The organism is Lolliginicoccus lacisalsi (assembly GCF_014841105.1).
Classification (GTDB): Bacteria; Actinomycetota; Actinomycetes; order Mycobacteriales; family Mycobacteriaceae; genus Lolliginicoccus; species Lolliginicoccus lacisalsi.
On the sequence record NZ_JACYWE010000001.1, the window covers coordinates 565,439 to 586,906 of the forward strand.

A 21,468-nucleotide genomic window follows, 5' to 3' on the forward strand; every position below is an offset into this window, starting at 1 on the left:
CGTCACCGCAACCGGCGCGGGCTGCCATCGCCGCCCGCGCTGGGGTCGTCGCCAATGCGCACCCGGGCACCCAGGATGGCCGCGCCGCCGGGTGCTGCGAGCACTGGGTGCAGCGACACCTCGCGTACTCCGGGCAGGTCGACCGCCAGCGCGGAAACCCGCTGCAGCACCTCCACGAGCGCGGCCTTGTCAGCTAGCGGAGCCCCGCGATAGCCCTCGAGCAGCGGGGCGAGCCGCGGGCCGTTGACCAGCGACCACGCGGAGTCCTCCGTCAGCGGCGGCACCCCGAAAGCCCGGTCCCCGACCAGCTCGGAGATCACCCCGGCGATGCCGAACCGGATGAGCGTGCCGAACGAGGGATCGTCCTGCAGGCCGACCACGCAGGCGATGCCCTTCGGGGCCATGCGCTGCACGCGCACCCGCTTCTCGCCGATGATGCGCGTGATCTCCCAGTACGCCACGCGCACTGATTCCGCGCGCGTCAGGTCGAGGCGGACACCGAGCAGATCGGTGCGAAACTCCCACTCGCTGCCCAATGCCTTCACCGCCACCGGATAGCCCATCTCCGCGGCAGCGTCGATGGCCTCCTCGGGATCCTCCACGTCGCGATACTCGACGATGCCCAGCCCGTAGCAGCCAAGGAGCTCCTGCGCCTGGTGATCCTCGAGCCACCCCCCGGGCGCCGCGGGAAGCCATTCCTCGCACAGTTCCCGGGCCCGCGCCTCATCAATGCCGTCGGGCCGCACCACCTTCGAAGCCGGGGCATTGCGCCATCGGGCGTACCGCCAGGCACGCGACAACGCCGCGACGGCGCGCTCCGGGCCCGGGTAGGACGGTACCGAGCCGCGCACCGGAGCCCCCGAGGCATCCCGCACCACCAGGTCATCCGGGATCCCCTCGCCGCCCAGGAACGTCGTGATGATGGGCTTGCCCGCCCCCAGCGACGCGGCGCGCAATGCCGCGGCGTAGGGCGCGGTCGGCAACGCCACGGGCGGCACGAACACCACGATCACGGCATCGATCGCTGGGTCAGCCATGGCAGCGGACAACGCCGACGCGAGATCCTCGGGGGCAGCGTGCGGGCCCACATCCAGCGGCTCGAATGCCTCCAGGCCTGCCCCGCGCGCGGCGTCGACCGTCAGCACGCCGAGCGCTGTCGAGTTGCCCACCACCGCCACGCGCGGCCCCGTCGGCAATGGCTGGTAGCTGAACAGCAGCGCGCAGTCGAACAGGTCCGAGATGCTATCGACCTGCACCACGCCGGACTGCTCGAACAGCGCCCGCACGCTGTCGTCGTCGAGGGTGACGCCGGTGGCCGCGAGGGCGAACGGCGCGGCGTGGCGGCCGCTCTTCACCGCGATCACCGGCTTCGCCCGGGCCACCCGGCGCGCGATGCGGGAGAACTTGCGCGGATTGCCGAAGCTCTCGAGGTACAGCAGCACCACCTCGGTGCGCGGATCGGAGTCCCAGTACTGCAACAGGTCGTTGCCGGATACGTCGGCGCGATTGCCCGCGGAGACAAACGCGGACAGCCCGAGCTGCCGGCGCCGCGCCGTGTCGAGGATCGCGATGCCCAGCGCACCCGACTGGCAGAAGAAGCCCACCCGCCCCGGCGGTGGCAGGACCGGCACCAGGGAGGCGTTCATCCCCACCGCGGGATCAGTGTTGATCACTCCGAGCGCGTTGGGGCCGATCACCCGCATGCCATGGGCCCGGGCAGCGCGCACGAGCCGCCGCTCCGCCGCGATCCCGTCCGGGCCGGACTCGCCAAATCCCGCCGACACCACGACGAGGGCCTTCACCCGCTTGGCGAGGCAATCATCGAGCACCTCGTCGATCAGCGGTGCGGGCACAGCCACGACCGCGAGATCCACCTCGTCGGGGATCTCCCGCACCGTCGGGTACGCCCGCACGCCATGCACGGAGCGGCGCTCGGGGTTCACCGGGAACACCGGGCCCGTGAATCCCGCGGCGAGCAGGTTGCGCAGCACCACGCCACCGACCTTGGTGACATCCGCCGACGCGCCGATCACCGCGATCGACCGGGGGTGGAGCACGTTGCCGACGCTGCGTGCTTCCGAGACCCGTTCGCGCGAGTCCCGCACGGCCAGCCGCGCCTCGGTGGGATCGATATCGAACTCGAGATGGACGATGCTGCCGTCGTAGCTGCGCGAGACCTCGTAGCCGGCGTCGCGGAACACCGAGATCATGCCGCGGTTCTCGGAGAGCACCTCGGCCTCGAACCGCGTGAAGCCGTTCTGCGCGGCGGCGTTGGCGAGATGCTCGAGCAGGATCGAGCCGAGCCCGCGCCCCTGGTGCTCGTCGGCGATCACGAACGCCACCTCCGCGGAGGCCGAATCCTCGTCGCGCGACATTCGCTCGTAGAGGCCCACCCCGATGATGTCATCACCAAGGTTGAGAACGAACGACACGCGATCGCGATGATCGACGTGGGTGAACCGGTGCACGTCCCGCTCGGGCATGCGCGGATAGGGACCGAAGTAGCGCAGGTAGCGGGTGCGCTCGGACAGTCCCTCGTGGAACCGGACGAGCCGCTCGGCATCCTCGGGGGCGATGGGCCGCAGATAGACGGTGCCGCCGTCGGAGGCCAGCACGTCGGCCTCCCACTCGGGCGGGTACGGGACAGCGGCGGGACCGGGATCCTGGCCGGAGCCGCTCGACGGGCTTGGGGTGCTCGCGGGTTCAGTCACGGGGATCATCCGGGTCCAGGCCGAGCAGCGGATACACCACGCGGCGGGTCTCAAGGATCGCGCTATCGACCCGGGCGACGTCACGCTCCCGGGTCGCCGGGCCCGTCGTCGGGCCCACCACCGAACCGCCCCATGGCGGGAAGCTGCCCTCGCCCCCGTCACCCATCGTCGTGGGCGCCGACAGCCGGGTCCGGTCGCGCACGAGCTGCTGCCATTCGAGCGGTGTCGCCGCGGCCGGATCGATCTCGCTCCCGGTGACCAGCCCGATCAGGTGCGCCCACGCGCGCGGCACCACGCTGTGCAAGGAGTAGCCGCCGCCTCCGACCGCGAGCCATCGGCCGTCGCACACCTCATCGGCGAGGTCGCGCATCGCGGCGAACGCGGCCCGCTGGCCGTCCACTGTCAGCGAGAGGTCGGCGAGCGGGTCATCGCGGTGCGAGTCCACCCCGCACTGGCTGACGATGATGTCCGGACCGAAGGCGCGGATGGCTCCGGGAACCACGGCGTGGAAAGCGCGCAGCCAGAACTCATCGGTGGTCCCCGGCAGTAGCGGCAGGTTGATCGAGGTGCCCTCGGCGTTGCCGTCCCCGGCCTCGGACGGCCAGCCCGTGCCGGGCCACAGCGTCGCAGGATGCTGGTGGAGCGCGATGGTCATGACCCGAGGATCGCCATAGAAGGCCCGCTGCACCCCGTCGCCGTGATGCACGTCGACGTCGATGTAGGCGATGCGCTTGTGCCCCTGCTCGAGCAGCCAGTCGATCGCGATCGCGCAATCGTTGTACACGCAGAACCCGGCGCCGTGGTCGGGCATCGCATGGTGCATCCCGCCAGCGATGGAGACCGCCCGCGTGGCGCGACCGTGGTGGATCGCCCGGGCGGCGTCGAGCGAGCCGCCGGTGACGATCGCGGCGGCCTCGTGCATGCGGGGGAAGATGGGGGTGTCGTCGGTGCCGAGTCCATGCGCGCGGGCAAGGATCGGGGTTTCCCGGCGGTTCACGGCGTCCGGGTCGGACACGTGCTTGACCGCGCCCATGTAGGCGAGCGTGTGCACGCGCAGGATGTCCTGCTCCCCCGCCGTGCCGGGCGAGATCCGCTCGGCCTCCCCGAGCGCGCCAAGCTGCTCGGCAAGCGCCATGGCAAGCTCGAGGCGGACCGGATTCATCGGGTGCGTCGCGCCGAGCCGGTAGCTAAGGAACTCAGGGGTCCAGACGACGGTGCTTGGCACGGATGCGCTGTTGCGGACCATGGTGCACACGCTACCGATCGCATCGCGCGCGCGGGCGGTTCCGCGGCCGCCGGGCTGGTCGGTGCGGCCGCCCGTCGTGCTCGCGGTCCTCGCCAGGCATGGCTCGCGCTCTCGCCCTGCGCGAAATCGCGGGGCCCGCGCGCCGCCGCCGGTAGTGCCGTCCCCACAATGCTTCCGGTAAAGGTAAACTCGCGTTCGACAGAGGGGTGTGAGAGTGAGAGAACTGGTCGACACGACGGAGATGTACCTCCGCACGGTCTATGAGCTGGAAGAGGAAGGCGTGGTGCCGCTGCGGGCACGCATCGCCGAGCGGCTGGAGCAAAGCGGGCCGACAGTGAGCCAGACCGTGGCCAGGATGGAGCGCGACGGATTGATCGCGGTCGCCGGGGATCGTCATCTGGAGCTCACCCCGGCAGGCCGGGAACTGGCTATCGCGGTGATGCGCAAGCATCGTCTCGCCGAGCGCTTGCTGGTGGATGTCATTGGCCTCGATTGGGAGAACGTGCACAACGAGGCGTGCCGCTGGGAGCATGTGATGAGCGAGGACGTGGAGCGTCGCCTCGTCTCCGTCCTCAACAATCCGACGTCGTCTCCGTATGGCAATCCGATCCCGGGGCTCGACAAGCTCGGCCTCGATGTGCCGCCCGCTTCGTCGAAGGGCCTGACCCGTTTGTCGGAGGTGCCGAGGGGCGCACCGACAAACGTGGTCATCCGTCGTCTCGCCGAGCATGTGCAGGTCGATGTGGATCTGATCTCGCGCCTGCGCGACGCGGGCGTGGTACCGAACGCGCGCATCACCGTGCAGGCGCATAGCGGTGGCGTGCTGATCACCGCTCCGGGCCACGATGGCCTCGACATCCCCGAGGAGATGGCCCACGCCATCCAGGTGGAGCTGGTCTGATGCGGCTGCTGGTTACCGGTGGCGCGGGCTACGTCGGCAGTGTCATCGCTACCGTGCTGCTCGAGGCTGGTCATGATGTGGTGATCATCGATGACCTGTCCACCGGCAACCGCTATGCGGTGCCTGATGGCGCTCGCTTCGTCGAGGGCGATGTCGCTGATCACGCCGATGCGGTGCTCGGTGCCGGGATCGACGGCGAGCCCTTCGACGGGGTGGTCCACTGCGCGGCCCGTTCCCTCGTGGGCGAGTCGGTCGAGGATCCCGCCCTGTATTGGCACGGCAATGTGATCACCTCGGTGCGGTTGCTCGACGCGTTGCGCAAGCATTCGGTGCCACGGCTCGTGTTCTCCTCCACGGCAGCGACCTACGGGGAACCCGGCACCGTGCCCATCACCGAGGACATGCCGGCTCGTCCGACCAACCCGTACGGCGCATCGAAGCTGGCCATCGACCATGCCATCACCTCTTATGCGGCGGCCTACGGGCTCGGCGCGACGAGCCTGCGGTACTTCAACGTGGCGGGAGCGTATGGCAGCACCGGCGAGAACCGGGCCGTGGAGACCCACATCATCCCGTTGATCCTGCAGGTGGCGATGGGCGAGCGGGAGCACATCTCGGTGTTCGGCACCGACTGGGACACGCGGGACGGCACTGCGGTCCGCGACTACATCCACGTCCGCGACCTCGCGGATGCGCACATCCTCGCGCTGGAATCGAGCACACCAGGCAGGCACCGCATCCTCAATCTCGGCAGCGGCGAAGGCTTCACCGTGCGCGAGGTGATCGACGCGTGCCGCCGGATCACCGGTCGCGACATCCCCGCCATCGACTCCCCGCGCCGCGCAGGTGATCCAGCGGTCTTGATCGCGTCGAGCGCCCGCGCCATGAGCGAGCTTGGCTGGAAGCCCCAGCGCACCGACCTCGACACGATCGTGGCTGATGCCTGGGAGTTCACCCGGCAGCTCGGCGACCGGTCCCACGCCGCGCATCGATAGCGGCGCGGGACCCGGCCATTTGGTTCGCCGGCCACTCTCGCCTACAGGTCGGGGCGGGACGCTAGCGGTGGCAGGCTGACTCCGAGCGCGGCAGCGAGATCCCACCCCACGTACGCGATCTCCATGATCTGCCGGGGCGGCAGCCCGATGCGCAACGATTGGTCCAGCATGACCGACATGCGGTGCTCAGGCTCGATCTCCAGGGCAATGTCGATGGCCGATCCCGAGCACGCGCCGTCTCCCGCCACATAGGCCGAGTAGGCCAGCAGGCAGGCTGCCTCCGCGCGCGCTGGTCCGCTAAGTAGCTGGGTGAGCAGCATCCACAGCGAGTGAGCGGCATCAGCCTCGTCGGTGAGCGCCAGGGTGAACAGGCAGTCACGGACGACAAGCCTGCGGAGGTGCTGCCCGAGGGCCGCGATCTCAGCGTTGGACAGCTCGGTCCCCGACTGCACGTCCGCCACCGCAGCAAGAACCGCACGCAGCCGGTCAGCGTCAGTTGCCCGCCTCGGGGGCGTGGTGCGGGCGGATTCCCGGGAGCGGGACTTGCTGGGCGGGGTGGGCTCGGCAGCTATCGCAGCGATGCGCGCATCATCGGGCGAGGTCAGTCCGTCGACGATGTCGCGGCGATGCTCATGGATGGCACGACCGTCGAGGACCCGGTGCGCTGCCGCCTCCGATCCCCTCGGATCCGCGATGAGTCCAGAGAAGCCGGCGTCTGCATCCCCCGCTGCACTGTTGTCTACTGGTGCCGCGCTCACCGCGTGCCACACGTCGCCGGCGGCGATGCGCGCGCAGTGGTAGGCGCTCGCAATGGTGACGCCGCTGTCGATGACGTGATCGGCTAGCGCGTGGATGAGATCCTCGCGGTTCTCCTCGGGATTGCGGGAATCCACGGCCACCAGCACAAGATGATCGATGCCATTGTTCAGGGCGAAGACGGCGAGCGACTGGCTCAGACCCGCTACCGCGAACCAGTCGAACGACTGGCCGGGCAGGGAGGCTCGCAACGCTGGATCCGGTGGGCCGGAGGCGATACCGGGCTCATCCTGGTTCCACTCCTCGTCGAGATCCTCGAGGTAGGGGATGTCGGCGCGGACAAAGCCGCGCATCTCGGTCGCGCGGGGCCCTCCCATCGCGATGCCGATGATCGAGTCCTCCGGGTAGAAGCCAAGCATGGCGGGCAGTGCAGCGATGAGCTCGCCGGGGTCGCCGAGGGTGATTCGTGGGGTCGCGGGGTTCGGGGCGTTCGTCATGGCGATAACGATGCCTGTGCGCGGCACAGGCACTCGTGCTGTGCCGCGCATCTGTGGATAACCGGCGCTCTTGTGGATTGGTCGGCATCTGGCGCCAGGATTGTCGGCCGCCTGTGCTACCGAGCCGAAGGGAGCGCCGCAGGAGAGCGCGCCGCCCGGGCCACGCTAGATGGTTCGATCGAGCTGATCAATGGCAGCGAGGAATGCGGCGTGCAACGGGTCGCTGGCCGGGCGCGCCTCGGTCGCGGAAACCGTCAACGCGATCACTCGCACATCGCCGACCTGCGCGGCGAGCGCGAGGATAGCGTGGGCACCGCGGTTGGGCCTGCTCGTGACATGGCGCTCCAGCGCGAGCGACTGGTCAGCCTGGACCATGGGGCGGGGCAGCAGGACGGAGTCGATCTCGACAGTCCCACCCTGCTCGGTCTCGAGGCTCATGAACCGGCATGCACGGAGCGAGTCCTCCGCGGCGGAGAGCGGCCGCTCGGCGCGCTGCACGACGATCGCGATCGGATCGCCCCCGTTCCCGCGCTCCACGAGCCGCATGGCGACCGCGTCGGTATCGAGCCCGGGGAAGCACTCCGCGGAGCCCGCCCCGGTCGGCACGCCGATGCCTTGCACACCGAGGTATGCGGCGCGGGCCTCGGCCCCACTGAGATCTGTCGCAGGGCCATCGGCGATGAGGCGGGCTGGCGGCATGTGCTTCCACAGCTGCTCGCTGGGTTCCTCCTCAACAGGCGCACGGACCGGCTCTGGCTCGATAACGCCGGTGGGAAGGGGTACGGACGTCTGGAGGGTCTCGCGCGCGGCGACACCGGCGGACGGGGAGGCCGTCGCGGGAATGGCCGTAGCGGCGATCAGCCCGAGCACGGCGAGGCCCATGGCCAGGTGGCGCCGCGGATCATGCCGACCGGCAGCGGGTTGCTCGCGGGTTCGGAGCGTTGAGGTGACATGACGCAGGGTGTGCACTTTGAAGGTCCCCTTCCTTGCTCGTGGTCGTGCCCCCGGGCTCCGGTGGGATCGCTTGGAGAGCAACGGATTTCGATACCGTTCGACCATGTCTAGTATGCCCGTCCGAATGTTCGATCAAACATCGCGATCGAGGTGAAGCACCAGCTAGACAGTCACGGATGCATTGCGATCACGTCACGAACCCGCCGCGCGACGGGCGCGGTCCACGTGGCGGTGGCTCCCCGGAAACAAACCGGCTGCCCCGTGCGTTGATGCTTGTAGGCATGCGCGTGGACGCAGCGCGCGCGATGCGCGATACTTCTGGCCCGCGCTTCGCGCCCGAAGCCACTGATTCCCGTTCCAGAGAGGGGGACTTGCACCATGGTCGACGACTCCCACATCTACGAGCTCGAGTTCCCGAGCCCGAGCATCGAGCACAACGATGGCACCGGCCCCGTGCTGCTGCATGGCCTGGAGGGCTTCGCTGATGCCGGCCATGCGGTGAGCATCGTGACGAACCACCTGCGCGAGAGCCTCGAGACCGAGCTCGTCGCCTCGTTCGCGGTCGATGAGCTGATCGACTACCGCTCGCGCCGCCCACCCATGACGTTCGTCTCCGATCACTTCTCCTCCTACGACAAGCCAGAGCTGAGCCTGTATGCGGTGAAGGACCTGGAAGGCACGCCATTCCTGCTGCTCGCGGGGCTGGAGCCGGACTTCAAATGGGAGAAGTTCACCGCCGCCGTGCAGGTGCTGGCCGAGCGGTTCGGGGTGAGCCAGAGCGTCGGGCTGTCCGCGATCCCCATGGCGGTCCCGCATACGCGTCCCCTGGGCGTTATCGGCCATGCCAGTGATCCGGGCAAGGTGCCAGCCTCGGAACGGCTCGGCAGCGAGGTGCAGGTGCCAGGCAGTGCCTCTGCCCTGCTCGAGCTGCGCATGGGCCAGAACGGCTTCGACGCCCGCGGCTTCTCGGTGCATGTGCCGCACTACCTGTCCCAGTCCCCGTACCCGGCTGCGGCCCTGCGGCTGCTGGCAAGTGTCGCTGAGGTGACGGGCATCTCGGTGCCGCTGCAGGCGCTCGAGGAGTCGGCGCGCACGATCGCCGAGCAGGTCGACGAGCAGCTCGCGGGCAACGACGAGGCCGCCGCCGTGGTGCACGCGCTCGAGAACCAGTATGACCTCACCCACCGCGGCGACTCGGCCCCCTCGCTGCTCGAGTCCGGGCAGGAGCTGCCCTCCGGCGATGAGCTCGGCGCCGAGTTCGAGCGCTTCCTCGCCGAGCAGGCAACCGGAAACGACGACGATGAACCAGGCGGACCGGGCAACGATCAAGGGCAGCGGTGACCCGAGTGGCGGATTCGGCGCGCAAGCCTCACAGTAGAGAACTGTGAGCGCATCCAGTTCCCCGACCCCGCTGGTACGGCGGGTCTACTCGCGGGTGGAGATGAACGACGTGCAGTCGGCGCGCATCTTCGCCCATATCGCCGTGGCGCACCAGCCGGGCGCCGTCGTCGAGGAACAGCTCGTGGCAACACGGGATGGTCGTCCCGTGGATCTGCTGGAGATCAGCACGCCCAACCGGGGACGGCTGCACAAGCTCGTCTGCCCGCCGGGACAGGTAGTCATCGAGTACTCCGCTACTGTCACCGGCCAGGCCGATCCGATCCCTGTTGATCCGTTCGACGAGGCTTTGTACCTGCGTCCGAGCCGCTACGCGGAGTCCGATGAGCTCCTCGCCAAGGCGTACGAGGAATTCTCCGGGCTGTCGTCGGCGCGGGCGATCGTCGATCGTGTCGCGAACTGGGTGTGGTCGCACCTGAAGTATGTGCCCGGCAGCAGCGGGCCCACGGATGGGGCGAGCCAGACGATGCTGCACCGGGAAGGGGTGTGCCGGGACTACGCGCACCTGACGACGGCACTGCTGCGCGCGCTCGACGTTCCCTCGCGCCTGGTCGGGGTATACGCGCCCGGGATCAGCCCGATGGATTTCCATGCCGTATGCGAGGCTCTCGTCGAGGGCGAGTGGATGATCGTGGATACCAGCCGACTGGGTCCGCGCCAGTCGATGCTGCGCATGACCACGGGCCGCGACGCTGCGGACACCGCGTTCCTGTCGACCTACGGCGGCTACGTGGAGCTCGTGTCGACCGCGATCCGTGCCGTCGTCGATGGGGACCTGCCTTTCGACGATCACCAGGGACTGATCCCTCTGCGGTAGGCGCATGCCCCCTGCGCTCCTGGGCACCGCCCTGGAGCCCTGCCGCTCCGCCCTGCCGCTCCGCCCTGCCGCGCGTGTGCAAGTTGCGACACCTCCTGCGCTCAAACCGGTCGTTTCTTGCACAATCGCGGAGCATTTCCCGGCGCAAGGGGCCCCTGCGCCAGAGAGCGCCAGGGACCGCGAAAGTCCGCGAGAGAGCGGCACAAAAGGGCGGGACACACGAGCGCAAACTAGATGTAACAATGTGTTTCATCTAGTTTTGTTGAGCGGTGGATGACTGCGCTAGCGTGGACCATGCCGACCCTCCCCACCCGGAGGCCCGCCCAACGGGGATTCGCGCCCGCGAGCAGCCCAGGGGCAGCACGACGACAAGGAGTGCGCATGGACCGCAATGATTCCCGCCCCGGGCTCCCGACCCAGCGTCGCTCCGCCGCCCGCCTGCGCGCCGTTCCCAGCCACGAGCCCGCGGTCTCGTTCCGCGTCATCCACGGCTACCGCCGCGCCTACCGAATCGCCGGCAGCGGGCCAGCCCTCCTGCTGCTCCACGGCATCGGGGACAACTCCTCGACCTGGCACGACGTCATCCCGCGCCTCGCGGCAACGCACACCGTCATCGCCCCCGACATGCTCGGGCACGGGCTGTCCGACAAGCCGCGCGCGGACTACTCGATCGCCGCGTTCGCCAACGGGATCCGCGACCTGCTGTCCGTCCTTGATATCGACTCGGTCACCCTCGTCGGCCATTCGCTCGGCGGCGGGGTCGCCATGCAGTTCACCTACCAGTACCCCGAGCTCGTCGACCGCCTGGTGCTCGTATGCACGGGCGGAATCACCCGGGAGGTCAACCCGCTGCTGCGCATGGCCTCGCTGCCCGGTTTCGCGCGGGCCGTCAGGCTGATGCGCCTGCCTGGCGTGGCGCCAGCGGTGCACGCGGCCGCCACCGCTGCCCGGCCGTTCACCCATCACCTGCACGACGCCGACGATCTGATGCGCATCGTCTCGTCGCTGCCGGACGCCGAGAACCGGACAGCATTCGTTCGCACGCTCCGTTCGGTCATCGATATCCGCGGGCAGGTCGTCACGGGGCTGGATCGCTGCTACTTGGCCGAGGCGATGCCCGTGCAGATCATCTGGGGCGAGCACGATAGCGTCGTTCCCGTGTCGCACGCCCCCCTCGCGCACGCCGCGATGCCGAACTCGCGCCTCGAGATCTTCGGGAATTCCGCGCACTTCCCGTTCCGCGACGATCCGGAGCGATTCATCACGGTCGTGGAGGACTTCATCGCGAGCACGGCGCCGCACGAGTTCGATCACGCCCGGTGGCGGCGCCTGCTGATGGACGGGATGAGCGATCGCGCGCTCAAGGGGAACGACTGGACCCGCTCGGCAGTGCTCGACGCGATGGGCAGCGCCGAGCGCAGCGCCACCTGACCCAGCCCCACCTGAGGGCCGCAAGGATCGGGGGCGCGCGACGTGTCGGTGCGAGCGACTAGCCTGGAGCGGTGCTCAACCCTGACGAGATCCCGAATGTGCCCGAGGTCATCTACGACGCTTTCGAGGCGTGGGCCAGCGAGCAGGGAATCACGATGTATCCCGCCCAGGAAGAGGCACTGCTCGAGATCGTCGCCGGATCCACCGTCATCCTCGCCACTCCGACCGGCTCGGGGAAGTCGCTGGTCGCCATGGCCGCGCACTTCACCGCAATGGTGCAGGGCACCCGCACCTTCTACACCGCGCCCATCAAGGCCCTGGTCAGCGAGAAGTTCTTCGCCCTGTGCGAGGTCTTCGGCGCCGAGAACGTCGGCATGATGACCGGTGACGCCGCCGTCAACCCGTCGGCCCCGATCATCTGCGCCACCGCGGAGATCCTCGCCAACCTCGCGCTGCGCGAGGGCGCGGAGGCGAACGTCGGGCAGGTGGTGATGGATGAGTTCCACTTCTACTCCGAGCCCGATCGCGGGTGGGCGTGGCAGGTCCCGATCATCGAGCTGACGGGCGCGCAGTTCCTGCTGATGTCCGCGACCCTCGGCGACGTGCGGTTCTTCCAGGAGGACCTGACGCGGCGCACCGGGCGCGAGACCGCGCACATCGCCGGGGCCGAGCGTCCCGTGCCGCTGGTGTTCTCCTACGCGATGACCCCGATCCACGAGACGATCGAGGAGCTTGTCACCACCCCTCAGGCGCCCGTCTACGTGGTGCACTTCACCCAGGCCTCGGCGCTCGCGCGGGCCCAGTCGCTGACCAGCATCAACGTTGCCTCGCGGGAGGATCGAGACCGCATCGCCGAGGCCATCCGCGGCTTCCGGTTCACCACCGGTTTCGGGCGCGTGCTCTCGCGCCTGATCAAGCATGGCATCGGGGTGCACCACGCGGGCATGCTGCCCAAGTACCGGCGACTGGTCGAGAAGCTTGCACAGGAGGGCTTGCTCAAGGTCATCTGCGGAACCGACACCCTTGGCGTCGGCATCAACGTACCGATCCGCACGGTCCTCTTCACCGGGCTCACCGAGTTTGATGGCACCCGTAACCGGCTGCTGCGAGCCCGCGAGTTCCATCAGATCGCGGGGCGCGCGGGCCGCGCCGGGTTCGACACCACCGGATCCGTGGTGGTGCAGGCCCCCGAGCACGAGATCGAGAATGCCCGCGCGCTCGCGAAGGCCGGCGATGATCCGAAGAAGCGGCGCAAGGTGCAGCGCAAGAAGGCCCCGGATGGAGTGGTCAACTGGACCGAGCAGACATTCGACAAGCTGGTCGCAGCATCCCCCGAGCCTCTCGTCTCGCGGTTCCGCGTCACCAATTCGCTCCTGCTGAACGTCATCGCCCGGCCCGGCAACTGCTTCACTGCCATGCGGCACCTGCTCGAGGACAATCACGAGGCCCGGCCCGCGCAGCGCAAGCACATCCGGCAGGCCATCGCGCTGTATCGCGGGCTGCTCAACGCCCGGATCGTCGAGCGGCTCGATGAGCCCGACGAGAACGGTCGCTGGGCCCGGCTGACGGTGGAGCTGCAGCGGGACTTCGCGCTCAACCAGCCCTTGTCGCCCTTCGCGCTCGCCGCGATCGAGCTGCTCGACCGCGATTCGCCCGCCTACGCGCTCGACGTGGTCTCCGTCATCGAGGCCACCCTCGACGATCCCCGGCCCCTGCTGATGGCGCAGCAGCACGCTGCGCGTGGAGAGGCCATCGGCGAGATGAAGGCCGACGGCATCGAGTACAACGAGCGCATGGAGCTGCTCGACGAGATCACCTGGCCCAAGCCGCTCGAGGATCTGCTCGCCCCCGCGTTCGAGACCTACCGGGCAGGCCACCCCTGGGTAGCGGAGTTCAGCCTCTCCCCCAAGGCAGTGGTGCGCGACATGGTGGAGAAGGGCATGACGTTCGCCGATCTCATCTCCACCTATGGCCTCAACCGCTCCGAAGGCGTGATCCTGCGCTACCTCGCTGATGCCTACCGCGCCCTGCGGCAGACCGTTCCTTCGGATGCTCGCGACGAGGAGCTCGACGACCTCATCGAGTGGCTCGGGGAGCTGATCCGGCAGGTCGACTCGAGCTTGCTCGACGAGTGGGAGCAGCTCGTCAACCCCGCTGCCGAAGCGCCCCAGCAGCAGGCATTCGGCGAGGACTCCGTGCGGGCGCTGACGTCCAATGCCCGGGCGTTCCGCCGCATGGTGCGCAACGCGATGTTCCGGCGCGTCGAGCTTGCCTCGCGCCGCAAGTGGGCCGAGCTCGCCGAGCTGGGCGACATGACAGCCGAGGAGTGGTTCGAGCAGCTCGTCCCCTACCTCAACGAGTACGGCGAGATCGACGCCGGCCCGGATGCGCGCGGACCAGCGCTGTTCCAGATCGACGAGCAACCGGGACGGTGGGAGGTGCGGCAAGCACTGCACGATCCGGACGGTGACCTCGGCTGGGCATTCGTCGCGAGCATCGATCTCGCCGAGTGCGACAGCGCGGGCGAGGTCGTCATCGAGAACCTGACGATCGAGGAAGGATAGGAACCATGGGCGGTGGCCACTATTCCGCGCGCAAGCGCCTGCGGGAGGCGCAGGAGCGCGAGCAGCGCATGCGCGAGCTAGGGTTCTCCGACACCCTGCCCGAGAGGGACATCCCGCCAGCGCAGCTCGACCGGCCACTAGCGGGGGTGTATCCACTGCCGTCCGGGCCCCGCTACCGTGGTCGTGTCCTGGTGATCGCTGCGCTCTTCCTCGTGCCCATCCTGGTCGCGATGATCCTCACGGTCCTCACGTAGGGCCAGCGGTCCCAGCACTACTAGCGGCAGCGCCATCGGCCAGCCGGTACCGGATCAGCCGTGAGCTGTTCGCGACCACCGCAACCGACGACGCATTGTGCAGGATCGCCGCGAGCACCGGCGACAATGTCCCTAGTGCGCTCAGCACCAGCCCCGCCGCGTTGACGGTGATCGACATGCCATAGTTCTGGCGGATCACCTCGACCGTGTGTCCGCCCAGTTCCCGCAGGTCCAGCAGCCGGTGCAGGTCATCCGTGGCCAGGGCGACATCCGCGGTCTCCACCGCCACGTCGGTGCCCGCGATGCCCATCGCGATGCCGATGTCCGCGCCGGCGAGCGCGGGGGCATCGTTGGTGCCGTCGCCCACCATCGCGACCGTGCAGCCCTCGGCGCGCAATGCCTCGACAACGTCGAGCTTGTGCTCGGGCAGCACCTCCGCCCGCCACTCGGTGATGCCGAGCTCGCGGGCCACCGCGGCGGCGGTGTCGGGATGATCCCCAGTGAGCATCACGAATCGTGACACCCCCGCCGCGCGCAGCTCATCAAGGATCGCGCGCGCCTCGGGGCGGATCTGGTCCTGCACGCTCACGAGCCCCACGAGCTCACCGTTGACGGACAACAGCAGCGGGGTCTGCGCCTGCTTGCGCAGCCTGCCCACCCAGGAGCGCGCGTCCTCGCCCACCGTGACGCCCTCGGACTCGAGCAGCGCGGGACTGCCCAGCAGCAGCGTCCGGCCATCCGCCCACGTTCGCATGCCAAGGCCCACCAGTACCTCGCACTGCTCGTGGGGCGGGATCACGATGCGGCGCTCCTCCGTCGACCGGATGACCGCCTGCGCCAGCGGATGCCGCGAATGGATCTCCGAGCTTGCCGCGTAGGCCAGCACATCGCTGGCGTCCCACGCGGCATGGAAGCTGACGATATTGGTCACCACCGGCCTGCCCACCGTCAAGGTGCCCGTCTTGTCCAGCACGATCACATCCACCCGGCCCGCGAGCTCCAGGTGAGATCCGCCCTTGATGAGGATGCCTCGGCGCGCGCCGTTGCCGATGGCCGCGCTGATCGCCGTCGGTGTTGACAGCCCCACCGCGCACGGGCATGCGATGAGCAGCATCGTCATGGCGCGGCGCACATCACGCGTCAGGGCCAGCGTCGCTCCTGCGAGCAGGAACGATGCGGGCACGAACCGGCGGGAGAAGTTCTCCCCCACCGTCTGGATGGGTGCCCGATCGGCCTGGGCCTGCTCCACGCGACCAATGATGCGACCGATCGCGGTGTCCTTGCCGACTGCTCGCGCCTCGACGATGATGCGGCCCCGCACGAGCACCGAGCCCGCGTGCACCTGCTCCCCCGCGACGACAGTCACCGGAAGGGTTTCCCCGGTGATGGCGGATTGATCGACGATCCCATCGCCCTCGATGATCACCCCATCGACGGGCAGGGCCACATGCTCATGGACCACGACATGATCACCCACGCCCACCGCATCGATATCGATCTGCACCTCGCTGCCATCGGGTGTCCGCACCCAGGTGGTGTCCTGCGCGCCGGTCAGCAGCTCCGAGATCGCCCGTCGCGTTCGCCGCAGAGTAAGGTCCTGCAAGTACTCGCCGATGTTCAGCAGCCACAGGACGGTCAGTGCCACAACGTTCTCGCGCAGCAGCAGCGAAGCCACCGTCGCTGCCGAGACAAGCGTGTCCGTGCCACCCACCGACGATCGAGTCAGCGCCCGCGCCGCGCCCCGGAGGAAGGGGTAGCCCGTGATGATGGTGACCCCGGTGGCCAGCAGGCGGCTGGTTGGCCCGAGGACAGGCGGTCGCAGCAGCACGTAGCGGCGGATCCCCAGCACAAGCAGCGCTCCCGCGCCGAGCGTCATGCGCGCTAGGTCCCCGGTGGCGACGTCCGCGGAGTATGGCTCCCGCGACGGAACGGCGCGGGCGTCGACCTCGTCGGCGCTGGCGATGGCCGCGACGAGGTCGAGCGGGCCGACCCGGTTGGGCGAGTACCACACCACCACCGAACTGGTCCGCGGATAGGCATGGACCGCCCGCACCCCGTGCACTACTTCCAGCGCGTCCTCGATCGCCACGGCCCGCGCGGGGCTGCGATGCAGCCACTGGACCCTGGCCCGCAGCCGGCCCGCCGCGATGGCGATGATCTCCACCTCGCCGGTCGGGTCGTCGCCCAGGGCTTTGACGTCCTCGGAGCCATTCATCGCGCGCTGGACTAGTGCGTGTGCCCGTGGCCCACGGGATGGCTCGGAGGCGGCGCGTCCTCACCGACACGCTCGCGCGCCTCCGCCACGATGTCGGCCGCGGCGAGCCGCACGTTCTCCGCGCCCTCCTCCGCCTTGCGCACGCCACGCAGGCCCACGGCGGTCGCGGTGACGGCGATCTCGCGGACCGGAGTATTGCGAACCGCCCAGCGGACACTGTTGTAGGCGGCAGCGCCCACCACGCCCGTGACGAGCGTTCCCGCGGCCTTGCCGAGCAGGGCACCGTGAATCATGCGACATTCCTCCGGCTTCTCGACTTGCAGGGAGTGCTTCGCTCCATGGCTCCGATTGTGCCGCATGATGAGCGGCAGCGGGGGCCCACCGCGATAAAGCTATCGACCACCGGCACTGCATCCGTACCATGGTTCCCATGAGGTGGTCGCGGCGCCAACCCGCCACGCTCGGTCTCGATCCCGAGCGAGACCATGCGCGCATGTCCGCCATCGTCACCTCCCTCGAGTTCCCGTGGGACTACCGCCAGGCCCTCAGCCTCGCCCTGTTCCGCACGTTCGCCGTGCCCTCCATCGGGAACCTGCTCGCCCGGACCGGTGAGTTCACCGCCCGCACGCAGCGCCGCTACGACGACACCGCCCTCCTGCTCGATGTGGTGCAGCAGCACGGTTTCGCGCACCCGGAGAGCACTGCCGCCATCCGGCGCATCAACCACATGCACCGCGCCTACTCCATCAGCAACGACGACATGCTGTATGTGCTCACCACGTTCGTCGTCACGACCTCCCGCTGGGTGCGCGACTACGGCTGGCGCGACCTGACCGACGATGAGCGGGCCGCGGGCGTGCGCTATTGGACCGAGATGGGACGCCGCATGGGCGTGCGCGATATCCCGACCACCTACGCGGGGTTCGCCGACCACCTCGATGCCTACGAGCGCGAGCACTTCGCCTACAGCAACGGCGGGCGCGCCGTCGCCGATGCCACGCTCGACCTGCTGTGCACGTTCCCGGGCGCCCGGTTGCTGCCCGGTCGGCTAGTGCGCCGCGGCGTCCTCTCGGTGATGGATGACCTCCTCCTCGACGCCCTGCGCTATCCGCGCCCCACCAGCGCCGAGCGCCGGCTCGTCCATGGCGCCCTGCGCGGTCGCGCGCTGATCGTGCGATTCCTGCCGCGGCGCAAGCGCCCTTTCCACGCCATCGACGCCGGCACCATCCGCTCCTACCCGCATGGCTTCGAGATCGCCGAGCTTGGAACATTCCCGGAGCGCGGAGCAACTGCCGCCAAGCCGAACCTCCCGGCGTAGCGCGGTATACTGGCTGGACAGCGCCGCCCGGTCACCGCCTATCCTTGGTGGCAGCATGAGATCATCCCAGCCGGTGCCCCGCGCGGATCTGCGCGACGCCCTCACCCAGCTCACCATCCGCGACGCCCACCGCCTCGGGCAGCGTCTCCGGCGGGCCCGCTCCGAGCAGGATGTCGAGAAGCTCGGCCGGGCCATCGAGCAGGCGTCGTCGATCGTGCAGCGGCGCCAAGCTGGAATGCCCACGATCACCTACCCCGTCGAGCTGCCGGTCAGCGAGCGACGCGACGACATCGCCGCCGCCATCCGCGACCATCAGGTCGTCATCGTCGCCGGGGAGACGGGTTCCGGCAAGACCACCCAGTTGCCGAAGATCTGCCTCGAGCTCGGCCGCGGCGTACGCGGCACCATCGGGCACACCCAGCCGCGCCGGCTCGCCGCCCGCTCTGTCTCCGAGCGCATCGCCGAGGAGCTCGGCTGCGAGCTCGGCACCGCCGTCGGCTACGCCGTGAGATTCACCGACAAGGTCTCCGACACCACGCTTGTGAAGCTGATGACCGACGGCATCCTGCTCAACGAGATCCAGCGCGACCGCATGCTCCGCGCGTACGACACGATCATCATCGACGAGGCCCACGAGCGCAGCCTCAATATCGACTTCCTGCTCGGCTACCTCAAGCAGCTCCTGCCGCGCCGCCCCGACCTCAAGGTGATCATAACCTCCGCCACCATCGACCCCGAGCGCTTCGCGGCCCACTTCGGCACCGAGGACTCCCCCGCGCCCATCGTGGAGGTCTCGGGCCGCACCTATCCGGTGGAGATGCGCTACCGGCCGCTCGTCGACGAGGTGCCTGCCCATCCAGCCGGGCGGAACCGGGATCCAGACGACGACCACGATGACTACTTCCTGATCGAGCGCGACCCCATCGAGGCGATCAGCGATGCCGTCGACGAGCTCGTCCGCGAGGGCCCCGGTGACATCCTCGTCTTCCTCTCCGGCGAGCGGGAGATCCGCGACACCGCCGATGCGCTGAATGACAAGAAGTTGCCCAGCACCGAGATCGTGCCCCTCTACGCCCGGCTGTCCTCCGCCGAGCAGCATCGCGTGTTCACCCGCCACAGCGGCAGGCGCATCGTGCTGTCCACCAATGTCGCCGAGACCTCGCTGACCGTCCCCGGGATCCGCTACGTCATCGACCCAGGCTTCGCGCGCATCTCCCGCTACTCCCTGCGCACCAAGGTGCAGCGCCTGCCCATCGAGCCGATCTCCCAAGCATCGGCCCGGCAGCGCGCCGGACGCTGCGGACGCCTCTCCGACGGCATCTGCATCCGCCTGTACTCCGAGGAGGACCACGACGCGCGGCCGCCCTTCACTGATCCGGAGATCCTGCGCACCAACCTCGCGTCCGTCATCCTCCAGATGGCTAGCCTCGGCCTCGGCGACATCGCCGCGTTCCCGTTCATCGACAAGCCCGACGATCGCGCCATCCGCGACGGCGTGCGGCTGCTGCAGGAGCTTGGCGCGCTGGAGTCCGGCCGGCCCGACGGCCATGTCACCCTCACCCCTGCGGGCCGGCAGCTCGCGCAACTGCCAGTCGATCCCCGCATGGCGCGCATGCTCGTCGAGGCCCGCACCACCGGCTGCCTCGCCGAGGTGCTCACCATCGTTTCTGGCATGTCCATCCAGGACGCGCGCGAGCGGCCTACCGAGCACCAGCAGAAGGCCGACGAGCTGCACCGTCGCTTCACCGAATCGGGCTCGGACTTCCTCGCCTACCTCGCGCTGTGGGACTACATCCGCGAGCAGCGGGCGGAGCTGTCCTCCAGCCAGTTCCGCAAGATGTGCCGCACCGAGTTCCTGCACTGGCAACGCATCCGCGAGTGGCAGGACCTGCGCGGCCAGCTCCGCTCCATCTGCTCGGGCCTCGGCTGGGAGCCCAACGAGCAGCCTGCCGGGCCGGACACCATTCACCAGGCCCTCCTCGCGGGGCTGCTCTCCCACATCGGGCTCCGGGAGTCCGATTCCCGCGAGTTCCTCGGCGCCCGTGGCGCCCGGTTCATGATCTTCCCGGGCTCGGTGCTGGCGAAGAAGCCACCGCAGTTCGTGATGGCCGCGGAGCTCGTGGAGACCTCGCGGCTGTGGGCGCGCACCACTGCCCGCATCGAGCCGGGCTGGGCCGAGCAGCTCGCCGGCGATCTCGCCAAGCGCACCTATTCGGAGCCGCACTGGTCCACCAAGCAGGGCGCGGTCCTCGCCTACGAGCGCGTCACCCTTTTCGGGGTGCCGCTCGCCGCGCAGCGCCGCGTCAACTACGGCCGGATCGACCCCGAGACCGCCCGGGACCTGTTCATCCGCCATGCGCTCGTGCAGGGCGAATGGGAGTTCCGCCATGAGTTCTTCCACCGCAACCGGGCATTGCTCGACGACGTGGAGGACCTCGAGAATCGAGCTCGGCGCCGCGGGATCGTTGTCACCGACGATGCCCTGTTCGACTTCTACGACGCCCGCATTCCCGCCGACGTGGTGTCCGTCCGGCACTTCGACTCCTGGTGGAAGAAGGCCAGCCGCACCGATCCTGGGCTGCTGTTGTTCACCGAGGACACCGTCGTCAACCCGCAGGCCGACCGCGTGCGCGCCCAGGACTTCCCCGACGCGTGGAAGCAGGGGGAGCTGCTGCTGCCGCTGTCCTACCGTTTCGAGCCAGGCCACCCCGACGACGGCGTGACCGTGCGCATTCCCCTCGCGCAGCTGCCCCAGGTCCGGACCATCGGCTTCGACTGGCTGGTGCCCGGCCTGCGCGAGGAGCTCGCGGCCGCTCTGGTCAAGACCCTGCCGAAGAACTTGCGCCGCAACGTGGTGCCCGCGCCCGAGTTTGGCTCCGCGGCGCTGGCCGCCCTCGCGCCGCGCCGCGAGCCGCTTGCCATCGGGATGGCCCGCGAGCTCTCGCGGCTGGGTGGAACACGGATCGCGCCGGACGATTTCGACGCCACCGCGCTGCCCCCGCACTTGCGGATGACGTTCGCCGCGACCGATGACGAGGGCACCGTGGTGCGTGCGTCGAAGGACCTCGACGAGGTTCGTGACGCGCTCGCGGGGGCGGTCTCGCGCGCGGTGGCCCGCGTCGGTGGATCGGTTTCGCGGCCACCGGCGTGGGAGTGGACCGGCGCGACGCTCGGCACCATCCCGCCGGTCGTGGACCAGGAGGCGCGCGGACAGCGCTTGCGGGGCTTCCCGTCGCTGGTGGTGGGACCCGAGGGAGTCTCGGTGCGGGTGCTACCGACCCGTGCGGCCCAGGTCGCGGGGATGCGCGCGGGCACGCGGGCACTGGTCGCCCGGGCGCTGGGGCCGGTGCCGAAGTCCGTGATGCAGGGGCTCTCCACGCCGCAGCGGCTCTCGCTGAATGCCGCCCCCGG

At 69.3% G+C, this 21,468-nt stretch carries 15 protein-coding genes; 9 read left to right on the forward strand and 6 right to left on the reverse strand.

The window, feature by feature from the left end; translation table 11 throughout:
* Positions 1 to 2: 2 nt before the first annotated feature.
* Together HT102_RS02610 and HT102_RS02615 are read right to left on the reverse strand one after the other, a co-directional pair.
* Positions 3 to 2,720 (reverse strand): bifunctional acetate--CoA ligase family protein/GNAT family N-acetyltransferase, encoded by a 2,718-nt coding sequence (locus tag HT102_RS02610; RefSeq protein WP_192037824.1) that lies wholly within the window; start codon positions 2,718 to 2,720, stop codon positions 3 to 5.
* Positions 2,704 to 3,957 (reverse strand): acetoin utilization protein AcuC, encoded by a 1,254-nt coding sequence (locus HT102_RS02615; RefSeq protein WP_192037825.1) that lies wholly within the window; start codon positions 3,955 to 3,957, stop codon positions 2,704 to 2,706. Before HT102_RS02615 ends, HT102_RS02610 begins: the two co-directional genes overlap by 17 nt.
* A gap of 214 nt (positions 3,958 to 4,171) precedes the next feature.
* On the opposite strand from HT102_RS02615, the gene HT102_RS02620 reads away from it, so the two are divergent.
* Entirely contained in the window at positions 4,172 to 4,858 is a 687-nt protein-coding gene (locus HT102_RS02620; protein WP_192037826.1) for a metal-dependent transcriptional regulator, read from the forward strand.
* Entirely contained in the window at positions 4,858 to 5,853 is a 996-nt protein-coding gene (gene galE, locus HT102_RS02625; RefSeq protein ID WP_192037827.1) for a UDP-glucose 4-epimerase GalE, read from the forward strand. The genes HT102_RS02620 and galE overlap by 1 nt, the downstream gene beginning before the upstream one ends.
* 41 nt (positions 5,854 to 5,894) lie before the next feature.
* Here galE and HT102_RS02630 read toward each other — a convergent pair whose 3' ends face one another.
* Positions 5,895 to 7,106 carry a DUF4192 domain-containing protein gene (locus tag HT102_RS02630; protein ID WP_192037828.1) on the reverse strand — a complete coding sequence of 404 codons (1,212 nt, stop codon included), beginning with the start codon at positions 7,104 to 7,106 and terminating at the stop codon, positions 5,895 to 5,897.
* 165 nt (positions 7,107 to 7,271) lie between these two features.
* Positions 7,272 to 8,075, reverse strand: a complete 804-nt coding sequence (locus tag HT102_RS02635; protein WP_192037829.1) for a hypothetical protein — start codon at positions 8,073 to 8,075, stop codon at positions 7,272 to 7,274.
* A 363-nt stretch (positions 8,076 to 8,438) separates the two neighbouring features.
* Between HT102_RS02635 and HT102_RS02640 the strand changes: the two genes are divergently transcribed.
* From HT102_RS02640 to HT102_RS02660, 5 genes are all read left to right on the forward strand, one after another.
* The gene (locus HT102_RS02640; protein ID WP_192037830.1) at positions 8,439 to 9,401 is read left to right on the forward strand and encodes a proteasome assembly chaperone family protein; all 963 of its coding nucleotides are present in this window, start codon (positions 8,439 to 8,441) and stop codon (positions 9,399 to 9,401) included.
* Positions 9,402 to 9,444: 43 nt separating this feature from the next.
* On the forward strand, positions 9,445 to 10,275 hold the full coding sequence (locus tag HT102_RS02645; RefSeq protein WP_333473247.1) for a transglutaminase-like domain-containing protein: 831 nt from the start codon (positions 9,445 to 9,447) through the stop codon (positions 10,273 to 10,275).
* A gap of 381 nt (positions 10,276 to 10,656) precedes the next feature.
* Complete coding sequence (locus HT102_RS02650) at positions 10,657 to 11,706, forward strand: alpha/beta fold hydrolase (RefSeq protein WP_192037831.1); 1,050 nt, start codon at positions 10,657 to 10,659, stop codon at positions 11,704 to 11,706.
* Positions 11,707 to 11,777: 71 nt separating this feature from the next.
* On the forward strand, positions 11,778 to 14,270 hold the full coding sequence (locus HT102_RS02655) for a DEAD/DEAH box helicase (RefSeq protein ID WP_192037832.1): 2,493 nt from the start codon (positions 11,778 to 11,780) through the stop codon (positions 14,268 to 14,270).
* Positions 14,271 to 14,275: 5 nt separating this feature from the next.
* Positions 14,276 to 14,524, forward strand: coding sequence for a hypothetical protein (locus tag HT102_RS02660; RefSeq protein WP_192037833.1), 249 nt, complete (start codon positions 14,276 to 14,278; stop codon positions 14,522 to 14,524).
* On the opposite strand, the gene HT102_RS02665 is transcribed toward HT102_RS02660, so the two are convergent.
* Entirely contained in the window at positions 14,517 to 16,739 is a 2,223-nt protein-coding gene (locus HT102_RS02665; protein ID WP_192037834.1) for a heavy metal translocating P-type ATPase, read from the reverse strand. The genes HT102_RS02660 and HT102_RS02665 overlap by 8 nt on opposite strands.
* An 11-nt stretch (positions 16,740 to 16,750) precedes the next feature.
* Positions 16,751 to 17,032 (reverse strand): DUF1490 family protein, encoded by a 282-nt coding sequence (locus HT102_RS02670; protein ID WP_192037835.1) that lies wholly within the window; start codon positions 17,030 to 17,032, stop codon positions 16,751 to 16,753.
* Between the two features lie 137 nt (positions 17,033 to 17,169).
* Here HT102_RS02670 and HT102_RS02675 point away from each other — a divergent pair, with 137 nt between their 5' ends.
* Positions 17,170 to 18,057, forward strand: coding sequence for an oxygenase MpaB family protein (locus HT102_RS02675; RefSeq protein ID WP_192037836.1), 888 nt, complete (start codon positions 17,170 to 17,172; stop codon positions 18,055 to 18,057).
* A 55-nt stretch (positions 18,058 to 18,112) separates the two neighbouring features.
* Positions 18,113 to 21,468 (forward strand): ATP-dependent RNA helicase HrpA (gene hrpA / locus HT102_RS02680; RefSeq protein WP_192037837.1); only part of this gene is annotated, 3,356 nt, incomplete at its 3' end.